Source organism: Sphingobacterium kitahiroshimense, assembly GCF_025961315.1.
In the GTDB taxonomy this organism is placed as follows: Bacteria; Bacteroidota; Bacteroidia; order Sphingobacteriales; family Sphingobacteriaceae; genus Sphingobacterium; species Sphingobacterium anhuiense.
Genome location: NZ_JAOQNK010000001.1, coordinates 5042219 through 5064193 on the forward strand (window position 1 = coordinate 5042219; position 21975 = coordinate 5064193).

Sequence of the window (21975 nt, forward strand, 5' to 3'; positions counted from 1 at the left end):
AAACATCGGCGTTCTAATTTTTTCATTTACCTCTGTATTTTTTATTAGAATAGCTAGAGTAATAGACTATTTTGGTTTATACAGATTTAAAACTATTTATTTTACATAAGTTAATTTATTGTATTTGAGCGTAATAATCTATTTTCTTTATTTTTTAACCATAAATTTTTGATAAGTGAGATTTCATAAAGCCTCAACTTCGGACCATTATGTTCTTGATAGGTGCAATTAGAAAATAATTCCTTGTAAATGAGTTGTTTGTTGATTGTGTTTTAATTATGACAAAAAAGTCTACTAAATCTATATATAAAAATATTACTTTTGCCACACAATAAAGACTACTAGTTTAGTAGATTATTGTTTTTCAATAAATATAAGCGAAACGGAGTCCGTATTAAATGCTTTATAAGTGCAGTATTAAAAATTCTAAACAGTATTACATGCAGTTAACAAACAAAATTTTTCCATTAGTAGCTACGGTATTAACCGTCTCAAGTATGAGTCAACTTCAGGCTCAGCAGCGCAATGTACAAGGTAAAGTTACAGATGCCACAACAGGAAAAGCGCTTTCAGGAGTTAATGTTGTTTTCTCCGGGCAGACTAGAGGCACAACAACAAATGTAAATGGAGAATTTACACTCCCCGTACAGCAGGCTTCAGATACCATTATCGAATTTTCTTATATCGGTTATGAGACTCAAAAGGTAAAAGCTGACGGCGCTAATCTGACTGTCGCTTTGCAGGTTACCAGTCAAAACCTTGATGAGGTTGTGGTGGTCGCTTATGGTACATCTAAGCGCGCCAATATTACCGGATCAGTCAGCACGGTTAATGCAAAAGCAATTGAAAATAGACAGGTCTCCAGTATTTCGAAAGCGTTGGAAGGTCAAGTACCCGGTTTACAGTCGGTCGCATCTTCAGGTCAGCCCGGTACCGATGCGGCGATCAGAATTCGCGGTATCGGTTCTATCAACGCCTCCAGTTCACCGTTATTTGTCGTGGACGGAAATCCATTTTCAGGAGATATCAACTCGATCAATCCCAATGATATTCAATCCGTTTCTGTTCTGAAAGATGCTGCTTCAAGCGCCTTATATGGATCTAGAGGTGCTAATGGTGTCATTATCATTACGACAAAAAGTGGTAAGTCTTCTGAAAATACGACGATCAATCTTAATTTTACCCAAGGTTATTCTGGAAGAGCGGTTCGTGACTACGATCAGGTATCTACGGATGATTATTTCCAAATGTATTGGGAGGCACTTCGTAATAAAAACCTTTCAAATGGTTTGACAGCCGCGCAGGCAGCAACAAATGCGACGAACAGTGTTATAACTGATCTGAATAAAAATCCATATGGATCGGCATTTCCGCAGCCGGTAGGACTGGATGGGAAATTAGTTCCAGGAGCAAAAGCATTATGGAATGATCCATGGACCGATGTTTTGCAACGTACAGGTGTGCGTACACAAGGAGATTTAAGTTTCAGTGGTGGTGGTCCTAAAAATACCTATTTTATGTCCGGGAGTTATTTGGATGATCAGGGTATTGCAATTGAATCAGGTTTCAAACGGTATAATGTACGTGCCAATATTGATGGAAAGATGAAATCCTGGTTAAATGCAGGTCTCAATATAGCAGGTAGCAGTACACAGCAGAAATATCCGCAATCCGAAGATAGCAACACCGCTAATATTATCAATTTTTCCCGCTTAGTACCTTCTTTTTATCCTTACTACGAGCGTGCAGCAGACGGTTCTTATGTGCTGGATGAAAACGGAAATAAAATATATGATTTTGGACTTTACCGTCCGAGTGGCGCTACTCCAAAGAACAATCTGGCAGCTTCACTGCCTTTAGATAAAAATGATATCCGAAGAGAAAATGTTGCCGCTAGAGCCTACCTTGAGGCTGTTTTTTCAAAAGATCTGAAATTCCGATCTACTTATAGTCTAGACTATATCAATAGTAATACCCATAATTATACCAATCCTACGGTTGGTTTTGGTGTCGATACAAAAGGATCTGTGTCCAAATCCAATGTACGAACAGTAGGACAAACTTGGAACAATATTTTAACGTTTGATAAGCAGTTTGACCTACATCACTTGAATGTATTGGCAGGTCAGGAATATTATGATTTCAACAGTTCCAATATGAGTGGTAGTCGTCAGGGATTTGTACTTCCAGGATTTTACGAACCGGTCGCAGCGTCGCAATTGAATAATTTTACAGGATCTAGCGTCGATTACAGCTTATTGAGTTTCCTTGGACGTGCCGAATATAACTATGATAACCGTTATTATTTCTCGACCTCATTACGTACCGATGGATCATCCCGTTTTGCACCTGAAACCCGTTGGGGAACTTTCTGGTCAGTGGGCGGTTCATGGAAAATTGCGCAGGAAAATTTCTTGAAAGATGTTTCAGCTCTTAATCAGTTAACCTTGAGAGCTAGTTATGGAGGCCAGGGAAATGACAACTTGGGAACTTACTATGCTTACCAAGGCTTATATACTATTTCCAATAGTTTAGGTGAAGGCGGAACGGTTACAAGCCGATTGCCAACACCAGATCTGAAATGGGAGACAAACTTGAACTTTAATGTGGGTTTGGATGTTGCTGCTTTTAAAAATCGAGTTTCATTAAGTGTTGAATATTTTAATCGCCAAAGTAAAGATCTGTTATTTACAATGCCGATGCCTTATTCGAGCGGTTATTCAGGTTATGATGCTAATATTGGATCACTTCGAAATAGAGGATTCGATATCGATATACACACGATCCCAGTACTGACTGAAAACTTCAGATGGAACTTGGATGTGAATCTATCTCATTATACCAATAAAATCACCTCGCTGCCAAATAATAACAAAGATATCATTACGGGCACACGTGCATTACGTGTTGGTGGTACGATCTATGATTTCTTTATGCCGGAATGGGCGGGTGTAAATCCTGAAAATGGATTACCTCAATGGTATGTGGCCGATCAGGACGGGAAAAAAACAGATCAAAAAACATCTGAGTATACTAAAGCTGGATTTTTTGATGTCGGAAGCTCATTGCCTGATTTAATAGGTGGTGTAAGCAATAGCTTTAGTTATAAGAATTTTGATTTATCTGCTTTGGTCAGCTTCAGTTTAGGTGGACAAGTGTTGGATAACGATTATATCCAGTTGATGCATACCGGAAATAATGTGGGAAGAGCGTGGAGTGTTGAAATGTTGAATCATTGGACACCAGAAAATACAGCTACAAACGTCCCAAAGTTGACCACAGATAATTTAAACTGGACTTCAACCTCCACACGCTTTTTATATGATGCAACTTATGCGCGTTTAAAGAATGTGAGCTTAGGCTATAGTTTACCTGGAGATTTAATCCGAAGAATTGGACTCGGTAAAGTACGCGTATTTGCAACAGCAGAAAACTTTCTAACTTTTTATGGACATCAAGGAATGGATCCGGAGCAGACATTAAATGGAGCTACTTATTTCCGGTACCCGGCTATGCGTACCATTTCAGGAGGTTTGCAGCTTGTTTTTTAATGTTTAGGCAATCATATAAAAATAAAACAGTATGAATATGAAATTAAAATCTACCTATATACTTTTGGCAGTTTCCTTACTCGGTACATCTTGTAAAGATGTCTTGGACACCAATCCGACAACTGCCGTCGCTGAGTCCGAGATTTATAAAACGACCGCGAATGTTGAAACGGTTATTAATGGCACTTGGAAATACCTCAATGATACGTTTTTCACGTATGCCAATCCGGGCTACTCAGCTATTTTGCGTACCAGTGATGCCATGGGGAGTGACGTTGCTTTGACGACAAAATACGGGTACCGCGATGCTTATACTTTTTCTGAACTCAATAATAACCGATCTTACCGCATTAACTCTTTCTGGACTTTGCTTTATAAAGTCATCGATAATGCCAATAATGTTGTTGCTAAAGTCGATGGCGCTGAAGGCAGTACAGAAGATAAGAATAGGTTAAAGGGGCAGGCAAAAGCACTCCGCGCATTTGCCTATCTGAATCTAGCTTCTTTTTATCAGTTTAGTTATCAGAAAGATAAAAATGCGTTAACAGCACCGATTTATACTGAACCAAGCACCACAGCGACCAAAGGAAATCCGCGAGCAAGTCTACAGCAACTTTACGATCAAATTTTAAGTGACTTAAAAGATAGCCAAACACTTCTTGAAGGATATACCCGTACCGAGAAATATAAGATCAATCAGCATGTAGTTCAGGGTTTATTGGCACGTACCTATCTGCAGGTGGGTGAATGGAAGCTAGCAGCTGAGGCTGCAGAAAAAGCAAGAAGTACTTACAATCTTATGGGTGCAGCTGATTATCAGGCAGGGTTCAATGATCTTGGAAATTCAGAATGGATATGGGGACATAAGCAGACGACTGAACAAAGCAATGCTAGTTATACCTTTCATTATTTAGACGTATCCTCGGATGCATCTTATTATTTCAGCTTTATGGCAGATCCTTATTTTAAGAATTTATTTGACGAAAGCGATACGCGCTACAGTTTATTCGAGTGGGATCCATTGGCTGGACGTGAAGGGTTTTTAAGATATAAAAAATTCAAATTTAAGCCTAATGTGATCGGAGATATCGTATATATGCGTTCTTCCGAGATGGTATTGATTGAAGCCGAAGGTTATGCGCGAGCAGGCCTGCAGGAAAAAGCCATTGCCGCATTAAATACATTGCGTACTGCCCGTCAAGCAAAACTATATGACGTGAGCCAAGGGAAAAACTTAATTGATGAGATCTTAATCGAGCGTCGTAAAGAATTGTGGGGTGAAGGGTTCGCTTTATCTGATATTATCAGAACCCAAGGAAAAGTACAGCGTAAATTGTATATTGATGAAACAGGTAAACCAATTCAAGTACCGATTAAAACAGCAAATGGCGGAACCAAACTTGTGAACGGGCAGGGGCACCGTGTGGTGAAATTTCCGGATGGATCAAATTTCGTGGAAAATAGCCCTTATTATCTATTTACTGTTCCAAATGAAGAGATTGTCAGAAATCCTAATTTATAATAGCAATTGCTTTTTAATAATAACAGGCCTCTTACAGTAGTAAGGGCCTGTTTTTTTATGACTTATTTCACGCTTATTTTTAATCTTTCTTATTACATTCTATATATAGCAAATAGTAGACTATTATTTATTTCCAGTCAACTATAATTATTTTAAAGGTACTCGTTTGGCTAATGTTTTTAGTGCTCCTTTGTAAGAGTCAACACCGCCAAGAAATGGTTTTCTTGTGTCCGAAAACAGTTGTCTTCCAGTCGCATCATAAATAGTCATTAAGACTTTTGTATCATAATTTGTACTGGTGTAGCTATTGTTTGATTGTACAACAGTACCCTTTGTTTTATTTTTTTTTTTCTTGTCATCATAAGATGATACACCAGATCCATAGCTGAATGTTCCTTTATTTTCAATATCATAGACCCCTAATACGACATAATCTACACCTAATAGCTTTGCTAATTCTTCCGGTGTATGATTGGCAATATCAGCGAGATTAATACCTGCTTTAGAAAGGGTAGCGTTGGTCGTCCTTGAATCTTGCATCTGAATAGAAAGTGATCGTGATCTTAAAGCATCGACACAGGCCTGCTGCACTTCCCGTCTCATCACATCAGTGGTTAGCCCTTGGTCATTACTGGCAATTTCAAATGGAATAACAGCAAGTCTGTTCCCGCCCTGTATAGCGCTAGATTGTAATGCTGTTGTATTGACTGTACTGCTGGCGTTACCAGCTGACTTAAACGATTCTTCTCTTCCATTGGCAAATACAATTTTATCAATTAAAGATTTTTTAAGTTCATATTGTAGCTCCTCACCGGTATAAGAAAACTTGACTATTTCGTCTCCAATAGTGATTACTTTTCCTTTTTTCTGTCCACCGTCCATGAGGTAAATGACATCTTCTTTTTGCTGCGCAAAAGCTGTGGACGTGCATATCAGTAAAGTGAAGAGATAAATTGTAAATTTTAAAATGTGTTTCATAGTTAAGTTAGATTAATTTTGCCTGCTTATATTTTGCTATCGTAAATATTGCCTGTTAGCGAGCTTAAAAGATTAACAAATAGCCATTAGAAATGGTTTTTAATCTATCAAATTATCTGATTAAAAACAGAAATGCAATGGCTGGAAAAGCAGCTTCAAAGAGTTAAAAGAAAATTGAAAGAGGTCATTACATTTTGACATCAATGGGTTGATCTACTAAGTCTTTTCGCTCTTTTAGATTAAAAATTATAAATATTGATTTGGCGTTTTTCGCAGATATTTTTTAAAGAATTCTATAAATGCACTCGGGCTAGAAAAATCTAATTCATCAGCTGTTTCGTTAACATTTCTACCATTGGTTAATAATTCTATTGATCGATGCAGTCTCCATTGTTGCCTCCAGTCCTGATAAGACATGCCTGTTTCTTTCATAAAAATGCGTCCAATTGTTTTTTCAGTTATCCCGATTTCTAACGCAAATTTCTTCATTAACGGAGGTTTTGACTTCCCTATATTCCACTGATCTATATAGGGTTGAAATCTTGGATCCGACGGCTCTACTAAGGTTAAGTTTTCATGGGATGCGTTCTGAAATTCTTCAAAAAAAACAGCTGTTATATTTTTCTGATTGCTCCAATGCATATCCCAGGGCCAATACGATATGCGTTCAATAACTTCTTTTAATAAAGGACTTATATTCATGATTATTAATTCATTAGGTAGGTTTTTGAACTTGTTGGGATCAAAATATATAGAACGATAAGCGACTGTATTTCTAATCATAACGCTATGTAATACATTTGGTGGAATCCATGCCGCCATTGTGGGCGGTAATAAACTCTGTGTACTATCTGTACGTATTGACATGCATCCGCTAGGAGCATATAATAGTTGCGCCTTTTGATGTTTGTGGCGTCCTGAATCATGAGCATTCAATTCTGACGCAATGCCAATTACAGCAGCATCTATTTTGTCGGGATCAAAGTAATCATCTTTAGCTATGTATGTCATTGTCTTAATATTGATATTTTTTGTCTTAATACCAATAACAAGATACGATAAATCATGTGTTATTTTGCAAATTAATTAAAGTGAAAAATGAAAAATAAACCAAATTTGATGCTATTAATCATCTTGATTATGTTTCCGCAATTTGTCGAAACAATTTATAGCCCTGCATTACCCAATATTGCGCAAGCATTTCAGGTAAGCAATCAGCAGGCTTCATTAACCCTATCATTTTATTTTATTGCTTTTGCACTAGGTGTCATTTTTTGGGGCATTTTATCCGATATAATAGGGAGAAGAAGCGCTATGATCTTGGGACTGTTTACTTATGCAATAGGAGCTTTTATGGCACTATTAACAAAAGATTTTAATATAATATTGTTTGCTAGGGTAGTGGCAGCTTTTGGAGCTTCCGTAGGCTCTATTATAACACAGACGATCCTCCGGGATGTATATCGAAAAGAAGAACTTGGTTACGTTTTTTCTATTATTGGCATTGCGCTCTCATTAAGTCCTATTATCGGTTTTATGGCAGGAGGTTTTATAACTAAAGGTTTTGGTTATCATGGGGTATTTATGGTTGTTTTGCTGGTTGCAGTATTGCTATCGATTAGCATTATACTGCTTCTGCCTGAAACAAAACCACAACTTAAGCGAGATCGTCCAAAAGTAGGAGTCGTTTTACTGGAACTGTTACATGATAGGATAATTTGGTTAAGTGCTTTACTAGTGGCCTTATTCAATATCATGTTATTTAGTTACTATTCTCTAGCCCCATTTATATTTGAACAATCAGGGCATAGCGCAACACAATTTGGATATAGTGGCATTTTACTTGCCATTGGTTCATTAGCTGGGGGGGTATTGAATAAAAAACTTATTCATTTAAATTTTTCTGCACATCGATTGATTTATATTTCATCGGCGATTTCTATAATCGGTGCACTAGGCATCTTTATATTGCAGGGCAGTCTATGGTTTTTATTTCCCATGCTTTTCATACTGATTGCATTTAGTATTGCAATACCCAATATACTAAGTCAGGCACTTATTAAGTATAAGGATGTTGTTGGGACTGCGGGAGCCCTCTTTGGATTACTCTATTATACACTTATAGGTTTAGGTCTTACAGCATCAGGGTGGATTCAAGATTTTGGTTTAGTTCTTATAATTTCGTCTCTATTGGCCATATTATTTGCTGGCGCATATAAAAAATCCACCTCCCGCACGCATTAGCACTATTGAAAAAATTGTTACTTTTACGCCATATCAGATCTATTCAAGGGAATAAATTATTATGAAGAAAATAGCTTTTTTTACAGATACACATTTAGGTCAGGAAGTTTATGTAGTACATGACGGTTTAGGTTCTGAAAAAATGAATTATCGGGAAGAGCCTGATACACATAAAGAAAATTTAACAGCTATTTTAAAAGATATTGTTGAAAGAGGAATAACTGAGGTTGTATTTGGCGGGGATATCGGGTCAAAAGAATCAAATTCGGACTTTTTTAATACCCTTCGTTCGTATGGTATCAAACCCAGGATTATTCTCGGTAATCATGATTCTTATTCAGAAGTTTCAAAATATTTTATTTCTGATTTTGCATCAGATGCACAGGAGATGCTAAACGTACAGGAAGATGACTTTTTTAGATATATTTATTTGGATACATCTTCTAACGCCATTACTGCAGGCCAGTTGACATGGCTCAAAGAACAATTGCAAACTGTAAAAAAAATTATTGTTTTTTCGCATCATCCTATTTTAGAAATCAGTACTCCAATTGATCATCTTGGTGCCGCTCTGAATAGACGGGACGAAATAAAATATGCTTTACTTCAGATTGACAATGAAGTAACTATCTTTTGCGGACATTACCACATGGAAGATGTCACTTCTGAAAAAAATATACTCCAATATTCAACCCTTGCTTGTTCCTATCAGATAGAAAAGGATGTTGATACTATCATTATAAATGATCAGATCTATGGGTATGGCCTCATCGCAATCGAAAATGATCATATTAGCAGGACCCTAATCAGTTTTGATAAGTGAGTGTACGCTATCACAAATAGGATATCGCAACATACTGGTTTTCATTAAAAAGATTTTGAATATCGATCATAGCATAAGCTTAAAATCATTCACAGGTATTTCTAGGTAATATTCATATACCTAAAATGGTTACCTCAAAATTTGCTTATTACCATTAATTTGGTAATAAGCTGTTCACTTCTGCTATGATTTCGTTTAGATCAAAAGGTTTTGCTAGAAAGCTGTCAGCTCCCGCCTCCATTGCGATCTTATTTCCATCCCCACTTGCAGATATCACAAGAACGGGTAACTTTTTTATCTCCGGATTATCTCGGATTATTTTTAAAATCTCATCCCCCGGCAAGACGGGCATCCAAAGGTCCAGCAATAGAAGATCGGGCGATTGTGTTAAAATTTCATTAATAATATGAATACTATTGATCTGTGGTAAAACCTCAAACCCCTCAATCTCCAGTAACATCTGGAGCACATCAAGTATTCCTTGATCATCGTCACAAATCATTATCTTTTTCTTATCCATAGCATTAATTTTTTATGACGGGTAACGTAAAATTAAAGGTCGATCCTTCGCCCACTTCACTTTCTACCCATAACGTTCCTTTATGATTCACGATAATTTCATGAGAAACATATAATCCGATTCCTAATCCGGGATATTTCTTTTGAATATTACTTGCCCTAAAAAACCTTTCAAAGATTTTGATCTTATCTTGGTGGCTGATACCCATTCCAAAATCTTTAACCGAAATTTTCACAAAATTTCCGACAACATTGATGTAAACTTCAATATTTTTAGATCCTGGAGCATACTTTATTGCATTCGAAATTAAGTTGTTGAATACCTGTAAAATCTGCATTTCATCACCACAAACGCTGGCATTTGTGCATCCTGAAAATGAGATATTATACTCAGGATTAACCACGGATAGGTTTTCAATTGCTTCTTTTATAGTTTTATCAATTTCAAAAGGTTCTAGATGTAATTCTATATTGCCAGAATGAATTTTTGATGTGTCCAGTAATTTAGAAATAAGCTTATTTAGTTTTTCAATATATATAGAAACTTTATCGAGAGATGTCGTGAACTGATCTGGATTTTTAACAGGATCCATACGCTGGAGCAGTTGTATCAGACTTTTTATTGTCGTTAACGGCGTCTTCAGTTCATGGCTTGCTATAGAAAGAAAATCATCTTTTCTGCGATCCAACTCTTTTTTATCTGTAATATCCTCTATAGCAATGAGTATTCTATCCTTATACTGTCCTTCAAACTCTATTCTATAAGCATTAAGAAGCATCACTTTTTTTCCAATATGTTGAAAATGATGCTCCACTTCATAATCAGTGACCGGATTATTTGTTGGCAATATTTTCGTTAAGAGATCTTTTAAACCATCGATGTCCCATTGATGGTTTCCGAGTTCAAAAAGTATTTTACCGACAGTCTCTTCTTGGGTAACTTTGAATGAACTGAGGAAGTGATTATTTGCACTTAAAACAACATAGTTTGAATCGAGTACCAATAAACTTTCTCTTACCGTTTGAATAATACTAGATAAAAAAGCCTCTTTTCCCATCAATTCTTTAGTACGTTGCTGTATTTTTTCCTCTACAGATGATTTCTCTTCACGCAAATCGTACTCCACCTTTTTCCGATGTGTTACATCATTTTGCACTCCGATAAAGTGAGTGATAAGCCCGTCCTCATTTTTAACAGGAGATATTACTAGTTCATTCCAGAACAATTGACCGTTCTTCTGGTAGTTTCTAATTTCAACCTTACATTCCTTGCCATCTCTTATACTTTCTTTAAGTAGTTGTCTTTCTGCTTGCGATCTGTCCTGTGCTTGCAAGAAGCGACAGTTATGACCTATTATTTCATCTTTGTTATAGCCGGATATTTTTTCAAATGCGCTGTTACAATATATGATAGGATTATCGGGTTGCAAATTATCTGTGATAATAATACCCGAGTTTGCCGAATTTAAGGCTTGAAGATATATATGGAGATTCTCATTTATCATAAAATTTATTTTCGTTACATGCTGTCTTTATCAGGATGTATAGACTGCATTTCAAAATATATTAATTATAGAATCAATTTTACAAATACTATGCCTTTACAAGCACCTCATCTTTTATAATTTTCTACAAGCGGATCGTTTACTGCCCATAAAACCTTCTCGATAATCATCTTATTTAAAGATATCTTGCCATCATTTGGCGGACTTTATTGAGGTTTTAACGGTTAAAAATAAGTGAATTAAGTTTTTTATATCCATCCAATGGAAAGATAATTTATAACAAATTAGCATTGTCGATCAAACGGTATTTTTTCGATGAATATAACGTAGTGTGGTAGTTATAAACCGTAGAAATTCATGAAGGTCAGGTATTTTTTGATTGTTCTTTACATGCCATAAGGAAATTCGAATTTATTACATTTCGTTGCTAAAGATCATTTAAAAATGATGCTTTAATTCCGTTGTAAATTTAATTCCCTGCTATATGTAATTTATAAATCGATCTTCTTGTTTAACTTTTACGTTCAAAGTTCATCTCCCGGCCTTTGTTATAAATTGATTAAAATCAAAAGGGCCTAATTCTCATTAGACCCTTTATCTTGGCGTTCAACTGCACAGTAATTTTTATGTTTCTTATCGTTTCCTCTTTTTTGTTTCATCATCCAAATGGTTTTGGGACACTTGGATTTTATTACTGCACTACGTCATTTATCGTTTTATACTTAATAAAAAGTAATGTTGATTGCTGCTTTATATGAGATGAACACTTGGGCTCAGAAAAAGTTCATATAAATAAATATTTTTTTGATTTTTCGGAACTTTTTGAATAATTACCGCTATAATATAATTGTTTCCTGGTAAGTAAGTTTTATCGAAGGTGTTTCGGCTTTAAGTTTTGTTCTGCACATTCGACAATTTCAGTGATTCTTTTTTGTCGTACCTGCGGTTGTCTGGCAAGAACAATCCATTGTAAAATAGCTTTCTTTACCGATTTGCTTAAACTTACATAGAACACTTTAGCATGAGGTTTAGTTGCAAATTCCGCTTCAAGATCTTCTGGGATAATCAATTCTTCCACCTCATCCAGTAGTGTCCAGAAACCATTTTCCTTTGCAATTTCTATGCTGTTGTAACCAGCTTCATGCAGGAGGCCGTTTTCAATGAGATTTATTATTTTTTGTTTATTGATTTTTGACCAAGTACTTTTAGATTTACGTCTGCTAAAATATTGATGGGAAGTTTCGTTATCTACAGAAATCTTTTTACTGTCAATCCAGCCGAAGCAAAGTGCAACATCGACTGCCTCACTCCAGGTAATCGATTTTTTTTCAGAACTTTTTTTATGAAAAACAATCCATACAGCCTGTTTTGTCTGATGGTTTTCCATTAACCATTCGCGCCAGGCTCTACTATCAATAGGATAAAATACCTCTATTTCTTGATTCATGATTTAAAACGATAGTTCAGGTTTTATTGCTCAATATCGAACGTCTTGATATTCCGTAATATGTAATGATAAACTGAATGGTATTGCTAAACTTCATGTGAAAAACAGGAAGCATTATCATTAGTTATATTCTTTTACATTAAAACTATTGTTGATTAATATTACATTAATCAACAATAGTTGTTTTATAGAAGTTATTATTCCTTTAAATAAAACAGTATTTTGTATTGATTACAGCGTTGCCATATCAATTACAAAACGGTAACGAACATCGCCTTTTTCCATCCGTTTATACGCTTCATGAATATCTTTAATATCGATCAGTTCAATATCCGATACAATATTATTTTCAGCACAGAAATCTAACATTTCCTGCGTTTCTTTAATACCGCCTATACCCGAGCCGGCTAGACTTTTACGTCCATCTAATAGTGCAAATGGCGGTATTTGAGAAGGGACTGCAGGAATTCCGACACAAATATGAGTTCCGTTTGTACGTAATAGAGATAAATACAATGCGATATCATGTTCTGCACTAACGGTATCTAATATAAAATCAAATGTTCCTTTAGCCGCTTCAAACTGTTCTGGATCTGTTGTTACAACAAAATGGTGGGCACCTAATTTTCTGGCATCCGCTTCTTTTTTAGGTGAAGTACTTAGCACCGTAACATCAGCACCAAATGCAACAGCAAATTTCACTCCCATGTGGCCTAAGCCCCCTAATCCTAAGATTGCGACTTTGTGACCTTTTCCCACTTTCCAGTGGCGTAGGGGAGAATAAGTAGTTATGCCTGCACATAACAAAGGGGCTATTGCCGCTAAATCTAACTTATCAGACACATGTAGTACAAAATCTTCATTAACCACGATTGTTTTAGAATAGCCGCCATATGTAGGCATACCATCCGTGTACGGATTCACACCATTGTAAGTTTGTACGTTACCATTTTTACAATACTGTTCCAATCCATCCTTACAATTTTCACAATCTCTGCAAGAGTCCACCATACATCCTGTTCCTGCTAAATCACCGATTTTGAATTTCGTGACTTCAGATCCGATTTGAACAACCTTACCTACGATTTCATGTCCCGGTACCATGGGAAATAAACCTTCAAACCAATCATTATTAATCTGATGTAAATCCGAGTGACAAACTCCACAAAATAAAATATCAAACTGCACGTCCTTAGGCCCCAGTTCACGACGTTCAAAGTTCCATTCGGCAAGCTCAGCACCAGCCTGCTGAGCCGCATATCCTTTTGTTGTAATCATAGATTCTGTTTTAAATAAACTAATTTTTTATTTGATAGCTTTTTCTAAATCCTTGCGGAGTTAGGCCTATATTTTTCTTGAAAAATTGATTAAAATTGGACTGATCTGCAAAACCTATACTAAATCCGATTTCTTGTAAACTCCAGTCCGATTGTATCAATAAAGCTTTACTTTCTTCCAGTAACCGATTTTTAATGTGTGTGCTTACATTTTGCCCCGTATACTTCTTTAATATCGCATTTAAATAATTTGGATGTATAGCGAGCGAGTTGGCAAATTCTTTAGCTGTTTTAATGCGTACAGGATTATGTCTATTAATATTCGAAGCTTCTGCTTCCAGTAATTGAAAAAAATCATGAATTTGTCTATATTCATCACTAACAATATCTGGTTTTGGAAAATTAGCAACCTGTAAACTTTCGATCATCACCATTTGCATATATGTTTGTAAGCGGTCCTCCGTCATATCATCCTGATCTTCATATTGCCTTAGCATGATTTCAAACCAATGGTTTAAAGGATCTAGATCATTTTCTCCCAATCGAATGACATTTTTCTCTATTTTACTAAACAGTTCATATTTTTCCATAGCAACTTTTAAGATCGGTTGCTCATCCAGATAACGCTTTTTAAACAGAACGTAATATCCGTCAGAATCATCAGAAAGATTTTTCCAGGAGATTATTCCATTCGGATGCAGAAATATAATTGTCGGATTATCTATATAATAAGTGTGGGTACCAATAGTAAGAATACCTGTTCCTTTAGAAATATATAATATTTTATAAAAGTCCCTACGATGTGGAGACAAATAATTTTTACAAGGATCCTCTTTTCGGCTCACCACACGAATATTCCAATTCTCAAAGTAGGCATGGCTTACTGGTAAGAAATCCTCTGAATTTCGTAACAAATCTATTTTTTCGACATCCGAAGCTTTCAACATAATGAGATATTAAATACTTTATTGGATACAAATGTACAGGTTGTCTTTTTCAAACTATTATGATTTACTTTCTGTTTTTTATGAAAATCAAAGGTCACACCAAATAAGAATATGATCCACATAGGTGGAAATCAATATAGATGCGCCATAGCTAATTTAAATAATATTTAAGATAGTTGCTCTATTTCATTATCGAGAAAGTAGATGCATAACTCCATTTTTTTCAAAATGCTGGGGTTAATAAAAGCAGGAGGGTCTGATGTTTCAGAAAGGAGTATAAAAAAATCCTCCTGAGGTTTTAAGCTCAGGAGGATATCAAGTGCGGAAGAAGGGACTCGAACCCCCACGCCTTGCGGCGCCAGATCCTAAGTCTGGTGCGGCTACCAATTACGCCACTTCCGCATTAGGATTTCTTTGATGTCGCAAATATAAAAACGAAACCTATACTTTGCAAGTATTCTGCTTTTATTCGTTATGGCCGATACAGATGATGCTGTTTATGAGCAGGATATTTTTTTAGCAAATTCATTTTTTTTGTTTACAATTCTATTTTAGCTTGATGATAATAAACATCAAGCTTTGAAAATTTGATTTTATGTTGAAGCTTTTGCTCCCAAAAGCACCCATATTAATCGAAAACTAGATTCATTTAATGTTCTGTATCCATTTAGTTTTTTTATAAGGCTGTTTCATATATAAAACAGCTAATATTACCGCGTCAAGAATCCTGGTAAATGGGTTGAAATATTCTATTTTAATTCACTCATTTATAGTTTTTTGTAAAAGTGTGATAGCGATGTGAAATGTCTTTTTTCTTTGGTTATTTATTTAATGTTAATCTTTACCTCAGAAATAATTGAGATATGTTTATGCTTTGCTGATGGTGACAATAGGACCATCGATTGGTAGCGCATATTACTTTTTTAATTATCAAATGAAATTTCAATTGTATGTTCATAATGGTACAGTTGAATTCACTCAACAGGGATTAACGTGATCCTTGTTGAGTTCATTTTCTTTCCATATTATTTAACATCGATATGTGTGGTAACAAAATACCCTCCTAGCATAGAGTTAATAATAGACGTCGATAAAATATTATTACTGAATCTTTTGCATTGCCCATAATTAAATCCCAAGTACTGTTAAGGATAAATGATGCTTTACTTAGCATTATCCCAAGGTTTAAAATCAGATGAGACAGATTTTGTCAGGTCAAATTCTACAGAAAATATCCGTTCCGAACCTATCCGCCTCAAGTTGTACGAAAATTTGGTATCATCAATTGTTACCCACCAGACATTATAAGCGGCGTAATCGATAAGTTCTTCGGTTGCTGCATCAGCTGGAAACATCTGCATATGAGCTGTTCCTTCGTTGGTAGCGGTTCCGCCATAAAAAGTAATTTTATCAGGATTTCCATCCGGCTTTCTATGATCATGTTTTAGCTCTACAAGATTATTGTTCAAAGAGAAGATCCAAGTGCGTGATTTGTCGTCTCCAACAAAGAATGGCACTTTTACCTCACTGTCATTATAGCTCATTACCTGCATCAACAAGCGTTTGCCTGTAAATCCGTCGCCTTCCTTTCCACCAGCGGTAATAATTCCTTCATAATAATTACCCAAATGTGGTTTAAAAGCCTGCATAAAAGCTTTTGAATTTGATTCTTGAGCATTCGCCAAACTGATTACGAAGTATGCTATTATGAGTAACATGTATTTTTTCATATGTTATTAATTTTGAGATTGCGTGCTTATTTTATAGTCTTACTGTTGTATTCTGTACAACATCTATCAAGTATCATTCATAACAGTACCTCTCTATTCAAAAATTATAAAAGTACTAAAAATAACCTGATCTATGGTTGAATATTTAGCACGAAGAGCTGTCTCGTAACAGCTAGATCATAAAATCAATGAAGGGAATAAAAATATATTTTTGAATACATTGATTAATAGATTTTTCACCTATCCTTAATACTCAATTTATATTAAAGGAGGATATTTGCAGCAGACGAAAAACCTCTGATCTAACGAATATGCCTGTGAAAACAATAGACGAAATTCTATTAAATCGACTCTTAAATGCAGAATACAGTGCTTTTGATGAGATTTATGACCATTATTGGAGCATGCTTCTTCGTATTGCCATTAAGAAAACAGGGCATGTAGATATAGCCATGGATCTTGTACAAGATCTTTTTGTAGACCTTTGGCAGAGAAGGCACACCGTTACGATACATACTGGATTACGTGCATACCTTGTTTCAGTATTATATCATAAACTTTTTCAGCATTTTAGAAAGCAAGGTATTCATGAAAAACATATCGACCAATACACATTATTGGTTCACGATGGTCTGCAGGAAATTTTTGCCGTTGATGGCTACGAAGAAAATTACACCCATGTTTTAGTTGCTATTGAGCAGTCTATTGAAGTAATGCCAGATCGCATGCGTATAGTCTTTAACTTGAAATATCAGCGCAGTCTCAGTAATCTTGAAATCGCCGAACAATTAGGGATATCAATTCAGACCGTTAAAAATCAATTAAGCAAAGCATTGAAACTTGTTCGAACGCATATGCAGCAGCAACAATTAAATCCTATGCTTTATTTGTCGGTTGCCTTATTCTTGTTGTTTTAGACAGTTGCAATTTGCTTTGCCATAGCTGCTTATTTATTTAAAATAAACTTAACATAATCTTAATGCATTTTGCATGGTACGATCATCCGATTAGAGCAACTATAGGGTGTATGCAAGATAGAAAAAGAGAATTGGAAGAGTTGATCAATAAATATTCGCAAGGACGGCTTACTGATCTGGAGCGTGGACACTTAATGAAGTGGATGCGTGAACTGGATCTTTCGAACGAAGAGCAGATTGATATGAATCAGTCCTATTATAAAATGAAAGAACAGATTGATTCTCGTTTACTTCTGCCGGAGGTCGACGACAAAAAGTTTGGTCTTTTATGGCAACGTTTGGGACAGGTGGCAGCAGTCTTGCTTTGTTGTTTCTCTTTGGGCTGGTATCTAGTAGCTGGATCTGGTCTTGAAGAACAAGCAATAGTGAGCAATAGCGGTGAGGAGCCAAGATCGGCAAAGCCTTTTAAAACGACATGCACGGTATCAAGCGACAGTCTGATTGTCCTCGAAGACGGTACGCGTGTTCATCTTTTGGCCAATTCGACAATGACCTGGGAGCAGCCCTTCCCAGCAAACCGTCGTGCTATTCAGTTGCAGGGAAAAGCATTTTTTGAAGTTTCCCACGATAAGAATCGTCCCTTTACCGTTTTGGCAGGTAATATAGTAACAACAGCATTAGGAACATCCTTTTGGATTGTACAAGATCATAAAGCAGGAAATCCTAAAGTGCGTTTAGTTACAGGAAGGGTTTCAATTAAAGAACGAGCAGAAAACGGAGAAGAGCGCTTACTCGCATTTTTGGTTCCTGGACAGACATGGAAAGAAACAGTATTATCGAAGCCACAGTACCGTCCAGTTATAGAAGAACAAAAAACAGAGGTGCCGGTAGTTGGCAATACCCTGATTTTTCATCACAAACCTCTAGCCGAGGTGTTTCCTGCATTAGCCACATTATACAGCACCACTATTCGTTTTTCGTCGGACGAAGTTTTAGGGCTGTCATTTTATGGAACATATACACAAGAGGATGATATCACCCAGATCTTACATACAATCTGCATAGCAAATGATTTAGAATTCAGTTTTGATGGAATAACTAATACCTATACGATTAAAAAAAATAACCTATAAATAGCAATAAAAATCTACCCTTCAGTACCCTCAAAAAAGAGGATACCTGGGAATAATATGCACAATTATTAATGAAAAATATGCGAATATCTTTAACTATGAAAACGCCTGGTAAAAGGGCTTTATTACTGCTATTAGCTATTGCTTTTGGCCAAAGAGGCTTTGCTCAGCAGCGAGGGGAACTTGTTGTTATCGTACAAGATGCAAAGGCCAAGGGGCTTGCCAATGCCACTGTAACAGTAAAGAACAAAGTGAATAACTTGAAACGATCTGGTCAAGCTGATCAGCAAGGAAAAGCTGTATTCAACAACTTACCTGTAGACAGTAATTATTGTATTTTAGTTACCTACACGGGACTGCTTCCCAAAGAAGAGTGCCAATATATTGTCACTTCGGACAAACGGTCAAGTGTGGTTTTTCAACTAACGGATACGGCCTCCAATAACATGGATGAAGTTGTTGTCATCGGTTATGGTACTCAAAAAAAAACCAATCTTTCCGGTGCTGTCGATCATATCAGTGGTGAAGTATTGGAGAGCCGTCCGATTTCAAATGCCGCACAGGGACTTCAGGGTATAGCACCAAATCTGAATATACAGTTTAATTCTGGAGCACCAGGTGCGGTCCCCAATATCAACATTCGTGGTATTACGTCCATTAATGGTGGAGATCCACTTATTTTAGTCGATAACGTACCTGTTTCACCGGCCGAATTGATTCGTATCGCACCGCAGGATATTGAATCATTTACGGTTATTAAAGACGCCTCGGCCGCCGCGATCTATGGAGCGCGTGCGTCCTTCGGTGTCTTGATCATTACCACTAAAACAGGTAAAGGTGAGGTCAAAGTGAGTTATTCAAATAATTTTACCTGGAATACGCCGACTGTTATGCCCGATAAAATAACAGATCCATATGTGTTTTCAAGATTATTGGAGACCTCCACAGACAACACCCCATGGGATAATGTGAATTACTCCGATCAATTTTATCAATATGCAAGAGAGCGTTCTGACAATCCTTCGATTCCTGGGGTAAGGATCAATCCATCAGATGCCAAAGCTTGGGAATATATGGGAAATCGAGACTGGACACGCTATTTCTTGTCCGACTGGAATTCAACCCATTCACACGACCTGTCTATCTCAGGATCCAATGAAAAAGTACAGTATTACATCAGTGGGAGTTACAATCGCCAAAATTCACCCGTTAAACTTACAGAAGACTATTTTGACCGATATAATCTCAGGTCAAAAGTTAACTATCGACTCTCCGATTTTATCTCATTCGGTAACAATACCGTGATTGGCAGTACACGTAGACTACAGCCTTCTCAAATGAACTTGGCCGATATCTATAATATATTCCCAACAAGTTACGATAAAAACCCTGACGGTACATGGGCCAGTTCTCCCGCCGGCAATATTGCAGCAATGATGGTCGATGGTGGTAAAAGTGATCAGAAACGTTTGGATGTGCAGTCTACTTTTAATACAGAACTTCGTTTTTTTAGCAATAAGTTTAAACTTAATGCAGACTATACTTTTCAGCGTAATTCGCTGAATCGCAATTGGTATACCACACAATATCAGATCGGTTATGGACCTGACGATGTGCGAAAAGAAGGAACTACGGGGGGTTTCCGCGAGGCTGGCTTCTCCTATTATAACGTCTATAATATATATGGTACCTATATGCAGTCTTTTAATAAGCATCAGGTAAATGCTGTGTTAGGTTTTAACCAGGAAGACTACCGGTACGAGCTTATAAATGCCGAACGCTCAGGATTAATTTCCGAATCATTCCCTACCGTCCAATTTGCCACAGGAACAATGAGAATGGGGGAAGCCATTGATACCTATGCATTGCGCGGCGCATTCTATCGCTTAAATTATACCTATGACGATAAGTACATCGTTGAATTTAATGGACGATACGATGGTTCTTCTCGTTTCCCGAAAAATAAGCGTTTTGGTTTCTTCCCGTCAGGATCGGTTGCTTGGCGACTAGACCGAGAAAGTTTTATGTCATCCCTATCCGGTATCGATTTATTAAAGATTAGAGCATCATATGGTCAGCTTGGTAATCAGTCTGTATCCAACTATGGTTATCTTCCTTCTATGGAGAAAAAAGATTCAGATTACTTGCTTGGTAGCGAGCGCGGTATCTACATTCAGGTCCCGTCCTTGGTATCACCTAATTATACCTGGGAGAAAGTCAATACCGTGAATGTCGGCTTAGATGTCGCTGTTCTTAAAAATAAATTCTCAGCAAGTTTTGATTATTATTCAAGAAGCACATTGGGTATGCTGACGCTCGGTAAAGACCTTCCTAATATACTGGGAGCTGCAGAACCACGGGAAAATGCAGCTGATCTCAGAACTAATGGGTGGGAGTTGACACTTAATTTTCAGGAACGTTTTGAAGTGGGTAATTCGCCATTGCACTTCAATGCTAAACTGCTGTTGTCAGATTCGCAGTCTAAGATCACCCGTTTTGACAATCCCAATAAAAGTATTTTACAATATTATGATGGCATGCAGTTAGGTGAAATCTGGGGATTGGAGAATAATGGTCTTTTCAAAGATCAGGCGGAGATTGCCAAGCTTGACCAGACTTCCATCATTCCTTGGGGAGCGTTATCCATTGTACCGGGGTGGCCGACCTATGTTGACCAGGATAATAACGGTAAGATAGAGAAGGGATATACCCTGGGCGACACAAAAGATCTTAAAATCATTGGCAATTCCACTCCACGTTATCAATTTGGTATCGACTTATCGGCAGATTGGAAAGGTCTTGACCTACGTGCATTTTTCCAGGGCATCGGCAAACGTGATTATTACCCTTTAGATTACCTATACTGGGGTACCTATCAGCAGCCTTACGGGAATTTTTATGGCCATTTGCTTGATTTCTATCGTCCCGATAGTGATTCCGAGATCGATCGAGCCAAACATTCACAAGCATACTTAAATTTAGGGCTTGCAGATCAAAACCTCGATGCTGCTTATCCTATACTGCAGTCCTGGCTAGCCGACCGCAATTTAGGTACACGTATCGATCAGGCGCAGGGATTGGCTATTCCACAAACAAACTATTTATTGAATGCTGCTTATTTGCGACTCAAGAATTTAACGATCGGTTATACCTTACCTAAATCGTTTACTTCACGTGCCAAGATCCGTCAGCTTCGGGTATATGTGAGTGGTGAAAACATCATCGAATGGTCTGCTGTAAAACGCTATTTTGATCCTGAAACCCTTAATGAAAATACCTATACAAATCCTACTGCGGGGTCAGATCGTGTCGGCAATGGACTTACTTATCCTTTTCAACGCAGTTTTTCTGCTGGTGTCCAATTAACTTTTTAATCGTATAT

At 36.9% G+C, this 21975-nt stretch carries 15 protein-coding genes and 1 tRNA gene; 7 read left to right on the plus strand and 9 right to left on the minus strand.

Annotated features, from left to right (window positions below; translation table 11 throughout):
- The first annotated feature begins 440 nt into the window (after positions 1-440).
- Positions 441-3551, plus strand: a complete 3111-nt coding sequence (locus tag M2265_RS21835; protein ID WP_132770727.1) for a SusC/RagA family TonB-linked outer membrane protein — start codon at positions 441-443, stop codon at positions 3549-3551.
- A gap of 37 nt (positions 3552-3588) precedes the next feature.
- Complete coding sequence (locus tag M2265_RS21840) at positions 3589-5073, plus strand: RagB/SusD family nutrient uptake outer membrane protein (protein ID WP_031288512.1); 1485 nt, start codon at positions 3589-3591, stop codon at positions 5071-5073.
- 147 nt (positions 5074-5220) lie between these two features.
- On the opposite strand, the gene M2265_RS21845 is transcribed toward M2265_RS21840, so the two are convergent.
- Together M2265_RS21845 and M2265_RS21850 are read right to left on the minus strand one after the other, a co-directional pair.
- Entirely contained in the window at positions 5221-6051 is an 831-nt protein-coding gene (locus M2265_RS21845; protein ID WP_132770725.1) for a hypothetical protein, read from the minus strand.
- A 246-nt stretch (positions 6052-6297) separates the two neighbouring features.
- Positions 6298-7062, minus strand: coding sequence for an AraC family transcriptional regulator (locus M2265_RS21850; protein ID WP_132770723.1), 765 nt, complete (start codon positions 7060-7062; stop codon positions 6298-6300).
- Between the two features lie 87 nt (positions 7063-7149).
- Here M2265_RS21850 and M2265_RS21855 point away from each other — a divergent pair, with 87 nt between their 5' ends.
- Both M2265_RS21855 and M2265_RS21860 read left to right on the plus strand, forming a co-directional pair.
- A complete protein-coding gene (locus tag M2265_RS21855) occupies positions 7150-8295 on the plus strand; it encodes a multidrug effflux MFS transporter (RefSeq protein ID WP_132770721.1) in 1146 nt (381 codons plus the stop codon).
- Positions 8296-8356: 61 nt separating this feature from the next.
- A complete protein-coding gene (locus M2265_RS21860) occupies positions 8357-9118 on the plus strand; it encodes a metallophosphoesterase family protein (RefSeq protein ID WP_132770719.1) in 762 nt (253 codons plus the stop codon).
- Between the two features lie 154 nt (positions 9119-9272).
- Here M2265_RS21860 and M2265_RS21865 read toward each other — a convergent pair whose 3' ends face one another.
- The 7 genes from M2265_RS21865 to M2265_RS21895 all read right to left on the minus strand — a co-directional run bounded on the left by M2265_RS21865 (position 9273) and on the right by M2265_RS21895 (position 16543).
- Positions 9273-9638, minus strand: coding sequence for a response regulator (locus tag M2265_RS21865; RefSeq protein WP_021188607.1), 366 nt, complete (start codon positions 9636-9638; stop codon positions 9273-9275).
- Between the two features lie 4 nt (positions 9639-9642).
- Positions 9643-11142, minus strand: a complete 1500-nt coding sequence (locus M2265_RS21870) for a PAS domain-containing sensor histidine kinase (RefSeq protein WP_132770717.1) — start codon at positions 11140-11142, stop codon at positions 9643-9645.
- Between the two features lie 868 nt (positions 11143-12010).
- Positions 12011-12589 carry a YdeI/OmpD-associated family protein gene (locus M2265_RS21875; protein ID WP_132770715.1) on the minus strand — a complete coding sequence of 193 codons (579 nt, stop codon included), beginning with the start codon at positions 12587-12589 and terminating at the stop codon, positions 12011-12013.
- Positions 12590-12820: 231 nt separating this feature from the next.
- Positions 12821-13867, minus strand: coding sequence for an NAD(P)-dependent alcohol dehydrogenase (locus M2265_RS21880; RefSeq protein ID WP_132770713.1), 1047 nt, complete (start codon positions 13865-13867; stop codon positions 12821-12823).
- A gap of 19 nt (positions 13868-13886) precedes the next feature.
- The gene (locus tag M2265_RS21885) at positions 13887-14813 is read right to left on the minus strand and encodes an AraC family transcriptional regulator (RefSeq protein ID WP_132770712.1); all 927 of its coding nucleotides are present in this window, start codon (positions 14811-14813) and stop codon (positions 13887-13889) included.
- Between the two features lie 320 nt (positions 14814-15133).
- Positions 15134-15215 (minus strand) — tRNA-Leu (locus M2265_RS21890).
- A 761-nt stretch (positions 15216-15976) separates the two neighbouring features.
- Positions 15977-16543, minus strand: a complete 567-nt coding sequence (locus M2265_RS21895; protein ID WP_132770710.1) for a hypothetical protein — start codon at positions 16541-16543, stop codon at positions 15977-15979.
- 317 nt (positions 16544-16860) lie between these two features.
- On the opposite strand from M2265_RS21895, the gene M2265_RS21900 reads away from it, so the two are divergent.
- The 3 genes from M2265_RS21900 to M2265_RS21910 all read left to right on the plus strand — a co-directional run bounded on the left by M2265_RS21900 (position 16861) and on the right by M2265_RS21910 (position 21967).
- Positions 16861-17460 carry an RNA polymerase sigma factor gene (locus M2265_RS21900; RefSeq protein WP_165905919.1) on the plus strand — a complete coding sequence of 200 codons (600 nt, stop codon included), beginning with the start codon at positions 16861-16863 and terminating at the stop codon, positions 17458-17460.
- A gap of 62 nt (positions 17461-17522) precedes the next feature.
- Positions 17523-18593, plus strand: coding sequence for a FecR family protein (locus tag M2265_RS21905; RefSeq protein ID WP_132770706.1), 1071 nt, complete (start codon positions 17523-17525; stop codon positions 18591-18593).
- Between the two features lie 98 nt (positions 18594-18691).
- On the plus strand, positions 18692-21967 hold the full coding sequence (locus M2265_RS21910) for a SusC/RagA family TonB-linked outer membrane protein (protein WP_132770704.1): 3276 nt from the start codon (positions 18692-18694) through the stop codon (positions 21965-21967).
- Positions 21968-21975 lie beyond the last annotated feature (8 nt).

Bases quoted from the DNA above. Each gene is read 5' to 3' on its own strand.
- M2265_RS21840 (WP_031288512.1), top strand. From the start codon at position 3,589: ATGAAATTAAAATCTACCTATATACTTTTGGCAGTTTCCTTACTCGGT.
- M2265_RS21850 (WP_132770723.1), bottom strand. From the start codon at position 7,062: ATGACATACATAGCTAAAGATGATTACTTTGATCCCGACAAAATAGAT.
- M2265_RS21855 (WP_132770721.1), top strand. From the start codon at position 7,150: ATGAAAAATAAACCAAATTTGATGCTATTAATCATCTTGATTATGTTT.
- M2265_RS21865 (WP_021188607.1), bottom strand. From the start codon at position 9,638: ATGGATAAGAAAAAGATAATGATTTGTGACGATGATCAAGGAATACTT.
- M2265_RS21875 (WP_132770715.1), bottom strand. From the start codon at position 12,589: ATGAATCAAGAAATAGAGGTATTTTATCCTATTGATAGTAGAGCCTGG.
- M2265_RS21845 (WP_132770725.1), bottom strand. From the start codon at position 6,051: ATGAAACACATTTTAAAATTTACAATTTATCTCTTCACTTTACTGATA.
- M2265_RS21895 (WP_132770710.1), bottom strand. From the start codon at position 16,543: ATGAAAAAATACATGTTACTCATAATAGCATACTTCGTAATCAGTTTG.
- M2265_RS21910 (WP_132770704.1), top strand. From the start codon at position 18,692: ATGAAAACGCCTGGTAAAAGGGCTTTATTACTGCTATTAGCTATTGCT.
- M2265_RS21885 (WP_132770712.1), bottom strand. From the start codon at position 14,813: ATGTTGAAAGCTTCGGATGTCGAAAAAATAGATTTGTTACGAAATTCA.
- M2265_RS21870 (WP_132770717.1), bottom strand. From the start codon at position 11,142: ATGATAAATGAGAATCTCCATATATATCTTCAAGCCTTAAATTCGGCA.
- M2265_RS21880 (WP_132770713.1), bottom strand. From the start codon at position 13,867: ATGATTACAACAAAAGGATATGCGGCTCAGCAGGCTGGTGCTGAGCTT.
- M2265_RS21905 (WP_132770706.1), top strand. From the start codon at position 17,523: ATGCATTTTGCATGGTACGATCATCCGATTAGAGCAACTATAGGGTGT.
- M2265_RS21860 (WP_132770719.1), top strand. From the start codon at position 8,357: ATGAAGAAAATAGCTTTTTTTACAGATACACATTTAGGTCAGGAAGTT.
- M2265_RS21835 (WP_132770727.1), top strand. From the start codon at position 441: ATGCAGTTAACAAACAAAATTTTTCCATTAGTAGCTACGGTATTAACC.